The organism is Synechococcus sp. R65.1 (assembly GCF_047461755.1).
Classification (GTDB): domain Bacteria; phylum Cyanobacteriota; class Cyanobacteriia; order Thermostichales; family Thermostichaceae; genus Thermostichus.
This window is the reverse complement of record NZ_JANSHU010000001.1, coordinates 13,902-26,838: the sequence shown is the minus strand read 5'-3', so window position 1 is coordinate 26,838 and position 12,937 is coordinate 13,902. Positions and strand designations below refer to the sequence as shown.

Sequence of the window (12,937 nt, the reverse complement as noted above, 5' to 3'; positions counted from 1 at the left end):
AAGAAAACTGAAACGAGGGACGGCTGCCGTTGGCAAGAACCTAACCAACAAGCTGGCAGAGGGTTTTTTGTCTTTCTCGATCCTGGTCCTCTAGCTCTTGGATGGCCTGTTGGTACACCTGGGCAGGGGTGGATCCCTGGCTGACCTGCTGCAGCCAGCGCTGGGCCTCGTTGCCCCGTTGGAGCAGAGTTTGCAGGGGAGCCAAGAAGCAGCCCAGGCCCTGGGGTTGGCCAATGCGCCAGGCTTCGGTCAGCAGCTCTTCAATCCACTCCTGGGCTGAGCGTTCGCGGCCGGTGCGCCAATCGATCAGCCGAGCTTGCAGGGACTCGCGGGCGGCAGCTTGCTCGTTAGCCTCGCAAAGGCTCTCCAGCTCCGCTGGGGTAAAGGGCCCCTGCAAAGGATCCAGAACCTCCGGCTGGGATAGCAATTGCCAGAGGCGGGCCTCCACCAAGGCAGCAATGGCCAGGACCATCACTGGATCCGCCACCAGGTCGCAGATGCGCAGCTCCACCCGGTTGAGATGGTAGGGCCGCTCTGGACCATTAGGCCGCACAGAAGCCCAGAGGTGGCGCACATTCTGCATTGTGCCCAGGGCCAGTTGCTCCTGCATCCAGGCGATGTAATGGGCGTGATCCCGGAAGAAGGGCACCTGAGCTGGCGTTTTGGGAAACACCTGCCAACGGCTGGAATGATAGCCCGTTACTTGGCCGTCTAGGAAAGGGGAAGAAGCGCTCAGGGCCAAGTAAAGAGGGGCTTCCGCCCGCAGCAGACGACAGGCGAGGAAAATGGCCTCGCTATCCGGCAGGCCAACATTGATGTGGATGCTGGCAGTTACCACCCGCGTGCCATAGGTGCGCTCGATGTAGTCGTGGTAGGGGTTGCCCGGATCCGAGCGCTCAAAGTGGTCACTGCCGCCCAAAGCCAGGGTGCTCCCCGGCAAGAGGGTGTAAGGGCCCAGGCGGCGCAAAAACTGCCGCAGTTGCAGGCGGGGCCGAAGAAGGGCACAGAGCAGATCTTCGTAGCGGCGAAGGGGCGGGGTGATGTACTCCACGTTGCGCCGATCCGGTTCTCGCATGAACCCCGGCAAGGCCCGGCAGATGCGATCCGACAGCCCCACCACTTCCCCGGCGGCGGTGCCGGTGTACATTTCTACCTCAAAGCCCTTGGTCAACAGCACAGGCCAGCCTCCAGCCGCAGCCTCCTCTGCCCATTTTCCCAGGGTTTCGCAGGTACTACAATGTCGGCAAGGCTTGAAGGCGAGCGCAAGGCCAGATGCGGGATCCCATCTATATCCTGGGGGCAGGGCCGGCGGGCATGGCGGCTGCCTACCGCTTGACCCAGCTGGGCTTCCCCGTGGTGGTAGTGGAACGAGAAGAGGGAGTCGGGGGCTTGGCCAAAAGCATTCGCTACCAGGGGTTCATTCTCGACTATGGCCCGCACCGGTTTTTTACCAAGATCCCAGCGGTGCTGGAGTTGTGGAACCAGGTTTTGGGATCCGAACAAGTAACTGTCCGGCGGCTTACCCGCATCTACTACCGCAAGCAATATTTTCAGTACCCCATTCAAGCTTGGGAAGTCCTGCGCAAAGTGGGGTGGTGGGAAAGCCTGCCCATTGTCCTTTCCTATCTTTGGGCACAACTCATTCCGCGGCCAGCTCCCCGCAACTTTGCCGATTGGGTCAAGGGCAAATTTGGCGCTCGACTCTTTCAGATTTTCTTTGAAGGCTATACAGAAAAGCTTTGGGGGATCCCTTGCACCGAGATCAGTGCTGATTGGGCTGCCCAGCGCATCAAAGGTCTCAGTCTTGGAGAGGCCATACGAAAAGCACTGGGGTGGAATCGAGGTTTGGTGAAATCTCTAATCGATCAGTTTCAGTTTCCTCGGCTGGGATCCGGCCAGCTCTACGAAAAAATGCAGGAGTTTTTGCTGGCCGAAGGTCAAAAAGTTTGGCTAAATACAGAGGTCATTGCCCTTAGGCATGAGGGATCCCGGATTGTCAAGCTGCAATTGCGCAATCTTCAGGATGGAAGTGAAACATGGGTCTCCCCCTCCCACGTCATCTCCTCGATCCCTCTGACAGTTTTGGTGCAGAGCCTACAGGAGTTGCCTCCTCCAGAGGTACTGCAGGCAGCCCGCAACCTCAAGTTTCGCAACACCGTTTTGGTTTATCTGATTGTGGAGGGATCCCAGCTTTTCCCCGATAACTGGCTGTATATCAACGACCCAACAGTGCAGGTCGGTCGGGTAACCAACTTCGCCAATTGGTCGCCGGCTATGCTCCCCAACCGAGAACAAACCCCCTTGTGCTGTGAGTATTGGTGCAACTTTGGGGATCCCTTGTGGCAAGCTCCCGAGGAGCAATTGCTGGCTTTGGCCGAGAGGGAGCTACGCCAAATTGGCCTGCTGCAAGGCCAGAAGATCTCTGGCGGCTTTGTGGTGCGCCTACCCCGCACCTATCCTATCTACACCGGCAGCTACAAAGAAGACTTGGCCATCTTGCGAAGGTACCTCGGCCAGTTTGAAAACTTGCAACTGGTGGGCCGCTATGGCTCGTTTAAGTACAACAACCAGGATCACAGCCTGCTGATGGGCCTATTGGCGGCCGAAAACGTTCTCCGCCCCGGCAGCCACGATCTCTGGCAGGTGAACTCCGACAGCGATTACCAAGAAGAGATCAAAGTGCCACCCGCACCCGCGAAGGTCCGACGATGAGCTTCTCGCTTGGCCCTCTTTTGCGGCAAAGCTGGCAGCGTCTTGCCCCTTTCTCTATCCAGGTTTTGCTGCCAAGCTTAGCCTTGACAGGGCTGGAGATCTTCTTGATCTCCCTCTGGAGCAAGGGGGATGACTATGCTTCTATCTTCAAGGGTTTAACCCAGCGCGATAGCTACTGGTACCTGAGCATTGTGCGGCGGGGCTATCAGTTTGTGGGCTTTGACAAGATCGCCTACGAGCAGAGCAATGTGGCTTTCTTTCCGGGCTATCCTCTGGCGGTGGCCATCACGAGCCGCCTGTTAGGAGTTGAGCCGGAGCTGGGGCTTTATCTTACTGCCCAGCTCTTTTGCTGGCTGATGTGGATTTACCTTTTCCTGTTTTACCGCCGCTGGCAGATCCCCACTCTTTGGCAGGTTTTGGCAAGTCTAATAATCTTGGTTTATCCTAGTAGCTTCTACTTGGTAGTAGGTTACAGCGAGTCTCTGTTCGTAGCCAGCCTGCTAGGTTTTTTCTACTGGTCAATGGACTTGAACTCTCTCCGGGCGGCACTTTTGGCTGGGGCCCACGGCTTGGCGATGAGTGCCACTCGCATTGTGGGCCTGCCGGTGGCGTTGCTTCCTCTGCTGCGCCTGGGGGAGGGATCCCGCCGTTGGTTTTGGACAGCCGGCGCCGCTGTTTTGGCCTTGTTGGGCGGGCTGAGTTTTTTCCTCTACTGTCAGCTCCGCTTTGGCCGTTGGGATCTCTACATCGAAATGCAGCGCTACTTTACCGGCGTGCAGGCCAATTACCAAGCCCTTTTCCAGGCTTCTACCTATGTCCTTTCCCCTGAGCGATGGCAAGTCTTGCTCTCTCCTTCTGCACCTGTGAAGGATGCTGGGCTGTGGTCTGATGCTCTTAGCCAACTGTTTGTGTCTGTTACGCTGGGATCCCTAGTTGTTACAGGCTTGCTGGATGGGTTGAGTGTCCTGGTGGGCAAGAGCCGGTGCTGGCAAGAGCGACTGGGGTTTCACCTAGCCGCCTGGGCCATGTTCTACATTGCTGTAGCCGGCATGAGTCCCCTGGGCCAGCGAAGCATGATTCGCTACTGCCTACCGGTTCACATCGTGCAGGTATTGGCGTTGGTGCATTGGGCTAAGTACACCGATTTTAGCTTCATCCCCGAACGGATCCGGCCCTATCTTGGCAATACCCTAAAGCTGGGGTATGTGCTTTTGGCTTTCATCTTTTTCGCCCTCAACCAAATCCTCACTTGGCGCTATGCCCACCATCTCTGGGTAGCTTGAATCAACCTGGCTAGGGATTAAGATGTGAGGGATCCCGACTTCTCACCAACTGAGAGCTGTGGCGTTTTCTTCTCTCCGCAAGTGTCCTCGGCGGAAATCGTCCCTGCGGGTGGCTCAGCCCATCGAGCCCACCAAGATCTACCCCTGCCCGTGTTACCAGCAAGGCCAGCTGCGCCTGATCACCCTAACTGAGGCCTTCGGGTGCAGCCGTTGCCAGCATATCTTCGCCATTACCCCCGACCGCCTGCACATTGAGCAGTTGGCTGTTTCCTATCCCTACCGCAAGATCTGGTTCTGGAACGGCCAGCAATGGGTGCTGCGGCGGGAAAATACCCTCCAGGGATCCATGCTCTTGGGCCTTACCCTCAGCTTGGGGGTTATTTTGGCCGTGGGGTTTTTCGGCGCGGTGCTCTTCCCCAGCCAAACCCAGTTGCTCAGTGGGTTCCTGATTCTTTGCCTGTTGTTAACGCTGTTGATGGTGACGGCAATCCTGCTGCTGCGGCGGCCTTGAGAGGCTTGGGATCGTGGCCAGCCCCTGCGCCTACGGGATCCTCAGTTTCAGCCCTTGTGGATCTAGCCATTTCTCAGGTCTGTCGCCGGTCGGCTAGGCAAGAGGGAAGGGAGTGTTCCATCCAGGTCTTGCCCGCTCGAGACCCCGCAGCCAATCCTCAAGAGGACTTGCTGCTGTTGCTGCTGCGGCAAACCCGCTACGTGGCCGCCCCGGCTGGGTGGAGTTCCTGTTGCAGGCTAGCAAAGTGCCGATCCTAGCTACCCACCTGGGCTACACAGCTCCCTGACCTTTGGCGAAGTCGGCTTTGCTGGATCCTTTGGCTCGCTATGGCCCAGAAGGGATCTCTACCCTTGGGCTGCTAATCCATGCCGACTGGGCCGCTAGCCACCTGCCAGCTCTGGTCGAGGCTTCCCATGTCCAGGCCGCCGCTCCTATCCTGGAGGAGTTTCCGCAGCTCCAGCCGCTGGGGGAAAGGCGTCGCCATCTGCGTCTCTAGCTGTGGCGGATTTGACAGAGGCCATCGCCTCGCAGCTACCATCAGTCGGAAACAGCCAATCGGCGGCCCAGCGCTTTCTGGAGGAAGTGGATGCGGCTCTCATTCTGGAAGCCCTGAGCCCGGTGAAAGGAGTGACCTAGGGCGACCTGTAGTCCCGCTGACCCCCTTCTCCAAAGCTGGCCGGACCAGGCGAGACTGAAGATAGGGATCCACTCCCAGGTTGTCATCCTACAGAGCCCAAGCGACTAGGGGGGAACTCCTTTGGGGATTGATCTACGCAGCTACGTGTTCTTGGATCGGCTCCAGCCCCAGTACGCCGCCTACTTGGGCACGGTGGCCCAGGGCTTCTTGCCCCTGCCAGGGGACACTTCCCTCTGGGTCGAAATCTCCCCCGGCATCGAGATCAACCGCGTCATGGACATTGCCCTCAAAGCCACCTCGGTAAGGCCAGGGTTGCAGGTGGTGGAGCGCCTCTACGGCCTTTTGGAGGTTCACTCCAGTAACCAGGGGGATACCCGCACGGCTGGGCAAGCCATCCTAGCGGCTTTGGGGGTAAGCGAAAAGGAGCGCCTAAGGCCGCGCATCATCTCCAGCCAAATTATCCGCAACATCGATCCCCACCAGACTCAGCTGATCAACCGTTTCCGCCGCGGCCAAATGCTCCTAGCGGGCCAAACCCTCTACATCCTGGAGGTGCAGCCGGCAGGCTATGCCCCCCTGGCCGCCAACGAGGCAGAAAAATCGGCCCGGATCAACATCCTCGAGGTAATGCCCTTTGGCAGCTTTGGCCGCGTGTACTTGGGCGGAGAAGAGCAGGACATTCTGGCCGCCTGTCGAGCCGCTGAGGAAAGCCTGGCGGCAATTTCTGGGCGGGATCCCTTGCTGTTGCCTGAGGAGGTATAGAATGACAGGACTGCATTCCAAGCCTTCACCCAAAGCCAGCGCACCTCTGTCACCCAGTCGGGATCCCACCCTGGAGCGGGCAAGGTTGCTTGCCGAAGTGGCCGCTCCCTACCGCAGCTTGCGCCGCTTTATCTACCTGGCGGTGGGATTCTCGGCCACAGTTGGTGCGTTGGTGTTTTTCTTTCAGGCCTTGGCAGGGCGGGATCTAGAGACCACCTTGCCCAGCTTGGCCCTGCAGTTAGGGATCCTGGCTGGCGCCATCGGCCTAGAGAGGCTAGAAAACCGCTCCCACCAGAAGGTGATCAGACAGGTAAAGCAACGCTTAGGCATCCAGCAGCCCCCACCACCTGGAGAGGGCTAGTTGCCCGTCTGCCAGCTCCTTAGTCATCTTCATCCTCATGAGCCCTGGGCAAGTAGCGGCGCTGAACTTGGCGGTCGGGATCCACCTCTGCCCACTTTTGAACAATTTGGACACCCAGAAAGGTGAGAAAAGCCCCCAAAGCCACAAAGGTGAGAGGTGGGATCGCCAGGATCGCCACCGCCGCCAGCACGTAGATGGCCACCTTGGGCAGAGAGGGATCCACCCTCCAGCCGCGGCGGTACACCCAGTTGGTGAGCTGCTGATCCCAGCGGCGCAAGCGAGGGACGTTCTCTGTGTAGATCTCGGCCAAAATGGGCCAAAGACGGCGCAGCTGGCCTTGGGCTTGCTGTTTCCAATCCCGCGGCGAGTGCCTCATCGGGAGGATCCCTTGCCCTATCCTTCCTCAGGTCATCCTAGCCCAACCCCACCAGCAGTCCGCTGGGAAGACGGAGGATGTAAACATTTGCATCGGAGATTGGGGTGGCTGGACAGGGCTACAGTACACTGGGGGCACCTGCGCAGCGGTTTGGCTGCCGCGCTCTTCGGTAAATCTTTTGAACTGCTCGACTGGAGAACACCAATGGCTCACACGGTCAAGATCTACGACACCTGCATCGGCTGTACTCAGTGCGTGCGGGCTTGCCCCACCGATGTGTTGGAAATGGTGCCCTGGAAGGGGAACAACAAAGCCGGCATGATCGCCGCAGCCCCCCGCACCGAAGACTGTGTTGGCTGCAAACGCTGTGAAACCGCTTGCCCCACCGATTTCCTGAGCATCCGCGTCTATCTGGGCCCCGAAACCACCCGCAGCATGGGCCTGGCTTACTAAGCAGGTTGGGTTGCAGTTTTCACTGGAGATTGCCTGCTCGCTCAAGCCCCTCCCACCATAGGAAAACAGCACCTTTAACCCTCAGTCTCTCCTCGACAGGAAAAAAAGTTGGGCGAGCCGTTGCTGTAGCCAGTTGGTTTATTCGGAGAGGAGGGATCCCTCCTCTTCCTTTCTTCAAGGATCGAGATAGAGTCGGTGTTGGCGAATGTAGTGCTCCACGGCGGGGGGTACCAAGTAGCGGATGGATCCCCCTTTTTGGATCTGCTGGCGCAGGTAGGTGGAAGAAAGGGTTAGGGTAGGGGCTTCCAGGATTTCCGCCTGGATGGGTAGCTTCTCAGCCACCGCCCGCAGCACCTGGGCAGCGTCGCCAGCATCAAGGCGAGGGGCAACAATCCACTGACAGAGGCGGGCCAGCTCCTCTGCCTGGTACCACTGGGGCAGATCCCGCAGGGCATCCACGCCGATAATCCAGTACCACTGGGTGTTGGGCTGCTCCTGGATGAGGCAGCGTAGGGTCTCGATAGTGTAAGAAGGGCCGGGACGGCGGATCTCCAAGTCCGAGCAGGCAAAGCGCTCATGGTCAGCAATGGCCAGCTTTACCATGGCCAGGCGATCCTCTTTGCTGGCGCCCCCAGCTAAGGGCTTGTGGGGCGGATCCCCTGCCGGCATCCACAGCACCTGATCCAGGTTGAACTGCCAGAGGGCTTGCTCGGCCATGATCAGATGGCCGTGGTGGACGGGGTTAAAGGTGCCGCCGAGAATGCCAACGCGGCGCTGCTTGGGAGCAGAGGAATTCATGGCTGTTGGCTGAGGTAGCTGATGGCATCGCGCAGCCAATCCTCTGTTTGCCGGGGCTGGGGTGGCAGGGCTTGGAGGGCTGCTTGGATTTCCTGGGGGCTATAGCCAAGGGCCAGCAAGGCCATTTCCACCTCTTCGCGGATAGGGGAAGGCGGCCCCCCCGACCAAGGCTGATTGGCATTCTCCAGGCCTTTTCGCCAGTGGGCCAATTTGCTTTTTAGCTCCAGCGCCAGCCGCTGGGCGGTCTTGTGTCCTACGCCTGGAGCCAGGGAGAGGAGGCGGGCATTTTCAGTTACCACTGCCTGGACCAGCTCCGGTAGGGCAAAGGTGTTGAGCAATGCCAAGCCTAGGGCTGGCCCCACCCCTGGTACTTTAATTAGTTCCGCAAACAGATCCCGCTCCGCTGCCGAGCCAAACCCATACAACACCAGCTCGGTCTCCCGCACGAGCAAATGGGTGAACACTCGCACGGGCTCCCCTATGGGGGGCAGTTGCTTGAGAAAACGTGCCGGCGCCTGGATGCGATAGCCGATCCCTTGCACCTCTAGAGTGAGGCTGCTGCGCTCTCCCAGTTCCACAGCAACAAGATGACCTGTTAAAAATGCGATCATTTGCGTATCCAACCCGTGTTTAATACTCTGACCCGTAGCCTTCGGAGTTGGCCAGGCAAATCGACTAGGATGAAGAGAAGCTTGCGAGCAACCCTTATGGCTTCAACATCGGCACTGGCCACTCCTATCTCGGCCCGCTGGATTTGGCGAGGGCAGCCTGTCCATTATGTCGAACAGGGCGAGCAGGGCCAGCCTCTGCTGTTGGTGCACGGCTTTGGAGCCTCCACTGACCACTGGCGCAAGAACATTCCCGAATTGGCGCAACACTACCAGGTCTATGCCATTGATTTGCTTGGCTTTGGCCGTTCCGCCAAGCCCAAGTGGAACTACGACGCTGAGCTCTGGAAAGACCAACTGCGGGACTTCTGTCAACAGGTGATCCGACAGCCAGTGGTGGCCATTGGCAACTCCCTGGGCGGCTATGTGGTGCTTAGCCTGGCAGCGGAGCATCCCGAATGGGTGCGGGGTGTGGTGCTGCTCAATGGAGCCGGCGGCTTTTCCACTGCCAAGGGATCCCGGCAGTGGCTGGGCAAGCTGGTGGGTTGGAGTCTGCGTCAGCCCTTGGTGTCTTACCTGTTGTTTCAGTACTTGCGCCAGCCCCAGGTGATCCGGGCCAAGCTCAAGCAGGTCTACTACAATCAGGCGGCAGTGACAGACCAGCTGGTGGAAGACATTCACCGGCCTACGCGGGAGCCAGGGGCGGTCGATGTGTTTGTGGCTCTGATGCGAGGCGGACAAAAAGGACGCTACGTGGACGAGCTGCTGCGCAGCCTAGCGCGACCCCTGCTGCTCATCTGGGGCGAGCGGGATCCCTGGATGCGGGTTCGCGAGCGCTCGCAGCTCTATCGCACTTACTACCCCACGGCAGTGGAATACTTCTTAGAGGCTGGCCACTGTCCCCACGATGAGTGTCCCGCCGAGGTTAATGCCATTATCCATCGCTGGATCGAGGAGAGGATCCCTTCCCCCTCCCCGCTAGTGCCGCCATCCATGAGGATCTAGCCGAGGTTATCTAACGGCTGTGGCGGCGAAGCTTCTTCCAGGCCAATGGTATACTTCAGCCACTTCCCAGGTATCGCTGCCGCCGCGGGATCACGGGATCTAGGGTGAGGTCTTCACCATAGCAGCCGCAGTATTGGCAGCGGTGCCCATCGCGATGGAGGACATTGGGCTGCGTCAGGGGAATCCAGTAGTGGCAAAGACGGATGGCTGTAGGCAGAGGAAGTTGCCGTGGACTACTTTACCGTTGTGCCCGATTTGCTCAGCCTTGCCCTTGAGCAGCGCGATAGCCCGGCGCAACTGGTGATGTTGAGCGGCTCGTAGGAGGCATTGGCTACCAAAACCTTGCCCGTGCTGGGGATCCCCACCCGCTCCAAAAGGCGCCAGCTCCTAATTGAACCCAGCTTTACTGGACTGCGGCCACTTCCACTTGGTCAGCCGGCCCCAGGCTGACGCGAAACTGCCTAGCCCCCCTTGGCAAGGGATCCGGCGCTACCTCAGGCACGTCGGCAAAGGGGGTTATGGCGCGGCGCTCCCGAGCGGGCGCATTCTTTGGTTCGGCAGCCAAGGGGAATCCCGTCTCATCCACCGTTACCCAGTAGTAGACTAAGCTCTCCTGCAAACCTGGGGGAGACTGCCACTACTGGGCCGGGGTGCTTTCCAGACGCTGCTGCAGATCTCCAGCGGCTTCCGGCGCAGTGAGCTGCTCCTGGGGTGGGGAGGGAGGAGGGGGGGGATCCCTGCGGCTGACCCAGAGGCCAACCCCAGCCGCCAGGACAATCCCGCCTGCCAGCAAGGCAGCAATTGCGGTGGGCTGTCGATACCAAGCCGGCGTCGGCGGCGTTGCCAGTTTGTCCAGTTGGGGCAGATCTTCAGCCGCCTGCGAGAGGTTTTCCAGGAGGTCATACAACTGCGTCATCGACAGATCCACCTGGGCAATGCGATCCTCCCCCTGCCGCACCGTAAGGCGGTGGGAAATAAAATCCAGCGGACGGATGGCCGCCGTACCACTGAAAGTTCCCTTGGGCGTACCGCTGAGCTGGGATCCAACGTAGCGGTCGATCACCGTGATCAAATTCTTGAGCCAAACGCTGTCTCCCTGCAGAGTTTTGGTGGTCTCTCCCTGGCGGATTTCCAGCTGACACTCAAAGTTGCTCTCAATCGCTTGTAATGGCAACCTAGCAGAGCCATCAACTGGCCGGGAAGGGAGGGGCGCTTCCCCGCGCACGGTGAGGGTCGAGGTGGGTTGGTGATAGGTTTGGCTGAGGGTGAGGCTGGGCATAATTCCAAGGCTGAGGGCTAGGAAGAGGGCAGGGCATCCGATCCTACCTTGCTGCTGGCAGGGAGATCCATCTCAGGGCGATTGAGCAAGGCTTTCCACAGCCGCTCTGCTCCCCGGGGGCTACTGTAGAACAGCAGCTCAATCAGGATGCGCAGAGCCAGTTCGGCAAGGCTATCCTCATCGCGGACATCCCCATCCACCATACGGCTGCGGTAGTGGGAGATAAACTCGCCTAGATAATCGCCCACCAGCGGCTGACGGAAAGGGCTGAGCTCCTGCTTGAGGGCAGCTTCCAGTTGCTCCAGCGTGCTACGGATACGGGCCTGTTGCTGGGCTGCCAGATAGGCAATTACTCTGGCCAGGGCGCGGGCCTCTGCGATCTCGACTTTCTTGGGTTCACCGCTAGTGCGGCGGAGGGGATTGGCGTTGCGCAGGCGCCAGAGGGCCACCCGATCGCCAATGTACTCTTCTAGGTTCAGGGCCTTGGCTGCTGCCAGAACGGCCTCGGAACTCTCCCCGCTCAAGGACTCCAGGCCCAACAACAGCAAATCCAAGTGGGCTTTGATGGCTGCAGTAGCTGTGGTGGGGCCAAGGGCTTGAGGATCTAACTGAATCTGCCTAGGTTCCACTGTCACGCTGTTAATGGGAACTTTTAGCTCGGATAGGACTCTATGATCTCCTCTCCAGGGTAAACTCGCAACCCACCTCTTTGCCTTGGGCAAGAGCTCGGCCGCCAGGTATAGAGCTCTACTCCACCTCCCTTCAGATTGGCGATGTATACTGTAGCAAACCCAGGGAGAGGAGAAGCCCCACTTGAACCGAGCTGCAGCTTCTGTGTAACGCCCTGCCTTTTTGAAGGCCAGGGCAATGCTAGACCTTGTTCCAGATGAGCATGGATGCTTCCCAACACAGCCCTGCCCGCCTAATCCTGATCTTTAAGGATCAGCTAGGTCAGCGCGGCGTTGTGTTGGACAAGATTTACTACTCGGTAGGGCGAGCCGCCAACAGCCACATCCGTCTCTATGACCCCTTTGTTTCCCGCCAGCACGCTGTCATTATCCGCGTTCCTGAAGAAAGCCAGGCTGGATACAGCTACGTGATCTTTGACGGCAGCCCTGGCTCTCGTCAAAGCACCAACGGTTTGTTCGTCAATGGGAAACGGGTCTCCTCTCATCGGCTGCAGCTTTTTGACCAGATCGGGTTTGGGCCGAGGGTAACAGCCATTGTTAGGAGCACCGACCACTTCAGTCCCGATACCTTGGCTATCCTTTTGAAGACGCCGCCCAATGTTCCTGAGCCGGGATCCCAGCAGGACACCGAGAAAGAAGCGCTCAGAGAGAACGAAAGCTTCACTGCCATCCCCTGCCTTGCGGTATCCTGAGACCAGCAGCCTAGTGAGCTTTGGGTTCCCGTGGCTTCCATTCCCCCTGCGCTGAGCAGCTACTGGCAAAATGGCTTTGACCTGGAAGCTCACCTGGGAGCCTTCCTCGGTCTTGAAGCCGCCGAGCTGCAGGAAAAGCTGCGAGCTGGGCAACAACAGTTGGCAGAGCTGGGCCGGCGCGACTTCGGCTGGGATCAGGTAGAGGCCTTTTACCGGGATCGGGTGGGATCTGCCTATCTGCTGGACTTGGCCGCTTGGCACCTAAGCAGCACCGACTACATCGGTGACACCCTGCGCCTGGTGGCGGATCAGGCCCGCGGGCTGGTGCTGGATTTTGGCGGAGGCATTGGCACCCACACCATTGGGGCAGCCCTCTGCCCAGCAGTGGAGCAGGTGATTTTTTGGGATATCAACCCCATCCATCGGCAGTTTGTACAACTGCGGGCGGAAAAATTGGGTCTAAGCGAGCGGATCCACTGTCCAGAAACCTTGCCAGAAGGGATCTTTGATACCATCCTCTGCTTCGATGTGGTGGAACACCTGCCAGATCCAGCAGCTCAGTTGCGCCAGTTTTACGCTTGGCTCAAGCCGGAAGGTAAGTTGTTGATCAACTGGTATTTTTTCAAGGGGTTTAACGACGAGTTTCCTTTCCACCTGGACGACCCCCAGAAAGTTGAGCAATTCTTCCAGGTGCTGCAAAGTCACTTTTTGGAAGTGTTTCATCCCTATCTCATCACTGCCCGCTGCTACCGCAAGTGGAATAAAGGCTGA

The 12,937-nt window shown here is 58.8% G+C and carries 18 protein-coding genes and 1 pseudogene; 11 read left to right on the top strand and 8 right to left on the bottom strand.

Features of this window, described 5'->3' with window-relative positions; translation table 11 throughout:
* Nucleotides 1–40: 40 nt before the first annotated feature.
* Complete coding sequence (gene gshA / locus NW814_RS00160) at nucleotides 41–1,177, bottom strand: glutamate--cysteine ligase (protein WP_414404728.1); 1,137 nt, start codon at nucleotides 1,175–1,177, stop codon at nucleotides 41–43.
* 95 nt (nucleotides 1,178–1,272) lie between these two features.
* Here gshA and NW814_RS00155 point away from each other — a divergent pair, with 95 nt between their 5' ends.
* The 7 genes from NW814_RS00155 (at nucleotide 1,273) to NW814_RS00125 (ending at nucleotide 6,266) form a co-directional block, all read left to right on the top strand.
* Nucleotides 1,273–2,712 (top strand): NAD(P)/FAD-dependent oxidoreductase, encoded by a 1,440-nt coding sequence (locus NW814_RS00155; RefSeq protein WP_414404727.1) that lies wholly within the window; start codon nucleotides 1,273–1,275, stop codon nucleotides 2,710–2,712.
* Complete coding sequence (locus NW814_RS00150) at nucleotides 2,709–3,995, top strand: hypothetical protein (protein ID WP_414404726.1); 1,287 nt, start codon at nucleotides 2,709–2,711, stop codon at nucleotides 3,993–3,995. The genes NW814_RS00155 and NW814_RS00150 overlap by 4 nt, the downstream gene beginning before the upstream one ends.
* A gap of 58 nt (nucleotides 3,996–4,053) precedes the next feature.
* Nucleotides 4,054–4,506, top strand: a complete 453-nt coding sequence (locus tag NW814_RS00145) for a hypothetical protein (protein WP_414404725.1) — start codon at nucleotides 4,054–4,056, stop codon at nucleotides 4,504–4,506.
* Nucleotides 4,507–4,810: 304 nt separating this feature from the next.
* Nucleotides 4,811–5,002 carry a hypothetical protein gene (locus tag NW814_RS00140; protein WP_414404724.1) on the top strand — a complete coding sequence of 64 codons (192 nt, stop codon included), beginning with the start codon at nucleotides 4,811–4,813 and terminating at the stop codon, nucleotides 5,000–5,002.
* A 2-nt stretch (nucleotides 5,003–5,004) separates the two neighbouring features.
* The gene (locus tag NW814_RS00135; protein ID WP_414404723.1) at nucleotides 5,005–5,142 is read left to right on the top strand and encodes a hypothetical protein; all 138 of its coding nucleotides are present in this window, start codon (nucleotides 5,005–5,007) and stop codon (nucleotides 5,140–5,142) included.
* A gap of 121 nt (nucleotides 5,143–5,263) precedes the next feature.
* Nucleotides 5,264–5,905, top strand: a complete 642-nt coding sequence (locus NW814_RS00130) for a hypothetical protein (RefSeq protein ID WP_414395057.1) — start codon at nucleotides 5,264–5,266, stop codon at nucleotides 5,903–5,905.
* A gap of 1 nt (nucleotide 5,906) precedes the next feature.
* Nucleotides 5,907–6,266: a DUF3493 domain-containing protein gene (locus NW814_RS00125; protein ID WP_414404722.1), complete on the top strand. Its 360-nt coding sequence runs from the start codon at nucleotides 5,907–5,909 to the stop codon at nucleotides 6,264–6,266.
* A 19-nt stretch (nucleotides 6,267–6,285) separates the two neighbouring features.
* On the opposite strand, the gene NW814_RS00120 is transcribed toward NW814_RS00125, so the two are convergent.
* Complete coding sequence (locus NW814_RS00120; protein WP_414395053.1) at nucleotides 6,286–6,642, bottom strand: hypothetical protein; 357 nt, start codon at nucleotides 6,640–6,642, stop codon at nucleotides 6,286–6,288.
* A gap of 204 nt (nucleotides 6,643–6,846) precedes the next feature.
* Here NW814_RS00120 and psaC point away from each other — a divergent pair, with 204 nt between their 5' ends.
* On the top strand, nucleotides 6,847–7,095 hold the full coding sequence (gene psaC / locus NW814_RS00115; protein ID WP_011429399.1) for a photosystem I iron-sulfur center protein PsaC: 249 nt from the start codon (nucleotides 6,847–6,849) through the stop codon (nucleotides 7,093–7,095).
* A gap of 174 nt (nucleotides 7,096–7,269) precedes the next feature.
* Here psaC and nadD read toward each other — a convergent pair whose 3' ends face one another.
* Both nadD and ruvA read right to left on the bottom strand, forming a co-directional pair.
* The gene (nadD, locus tag NW814_RS00110) at nucleotides 7,270–7,893 is read right to left on the bottom strand and encodes a nicotinate-nucleotide adenylyltransferase (protein ID WP_414395050.1); all 624 of its coding nucleotides are present in this window, start codon (nucleotides 7,891–7,893) and stop codon (nucleotides 7,270–7,272) included.
* Complete coding sequence (ruvA, locus tag NW814_RS00105; protein ID WP_414404721.1) at nucleotides 7,890–8,504, bottom strand: Holliday junction branch migration protein RuvA; 615 nt, start codon at nucleotides 8,502–8,504, stop codon at nucleotides 7,890–7,892. Before ruvA ends, nadD begins: the two co-directional genes overlap by 4 nt.
* A 96-nt stretch (nucleotides 8,505–8,600) precedes the next feature.
* On the opposite strand from ruvA, the gene NW814_RS00100 reads away from it, so the two are divergent.
* A complete protein-coding gene (locus NW814_RS00100) occupies nucleotides 8,601–9,506 on the top strand; it encodes an alpha/beta fold hydrolase (protein WP_414404720.1) in 906 nt (301 codons plus the stop codon).
* 82 nt (nucleotides 9,507–9,588) lie between these two features.
* Here NW814_RS00100 and NW814_RS00095 read toward each other — a convergent pair.
* From NW814_RS00095 to NW814_RS00080, 4 genes and pseudogenes are all read right to left on the bottom strand, one after another.
* Nucleotides 9,589–9,865, bottom strand: a pseudogene (locus NW814_RS00095) (HNH endonuclease); the annotation flags it as partial.
* Nucleotides 9,866–9,909: 44 nt separating this feature from the next.
* Entirely contained in the window at nucleotides 9,910–10,125 is a 216-nt protein-coding gene (locus NW814_RS00090) for a hypothetical protein (protein ID WP_414404719.1), read from the bottom strand.
* Nucleotides 10,126–10,143: 18 nt separating this feature from the next.
* Entirely contained in the window at nucleotides 10,144–10,785 is a 642-nt protein-coding gene (locus NW814_RS00085) for a DUF4335 domain-containing protein (protein ID WP_414404718.1), read from the bottom strand.
* Nucleotides 10,786–10,802: 17 nt separating this feature from the next.
* On the bottom strand, nucleotides 10,803–11,420 hold the full coding sequence (locus NW814_RS00080) for a DUF3038 domain-containing protein (RefSeq protein ID WP_414404717.1): 618 nt from the start codon (nucleotides 11,418–11,420) through the stop codon (nucleotides 10,803–10,805).
* Between the two features lie 257 nt (nucleotides 11,421–11,677).
* Between NW814_RS00080 and NW814_RS00075 the strand changes: the two genes are divergently transcribed.
* Both NW814_RS00075 and NW814_RS00070 read left to right on the top strand, forming a co-directional pair.
* Nucleotides 11,678–12,166 carry an FHA domain-containing protein gene (locus NW814_RS00075; protein ID WP_414404716.1) on the top strand — a complete coding sequence of 163 codons (489 nt, stop codon included), beginning with the start codon at nucleotides 11,678–11,680 and terminating at the stop codon, nucleotides 12,164–12,166.
* A gap of 30 nt (nucleotides 12,167–12,196) precedes the next feature.
* On the top strand, nucleotides 12,197–12,937 hold the full coding sequence (locus tag NW814_RS00070; RefSeq protein WP_414404715.1) for a class I SAM-dependent methyltransferase: 741 nt from the start codon (nucleotides 12,197–12,199) through the stop codon (nucleotides 12,935–12,937).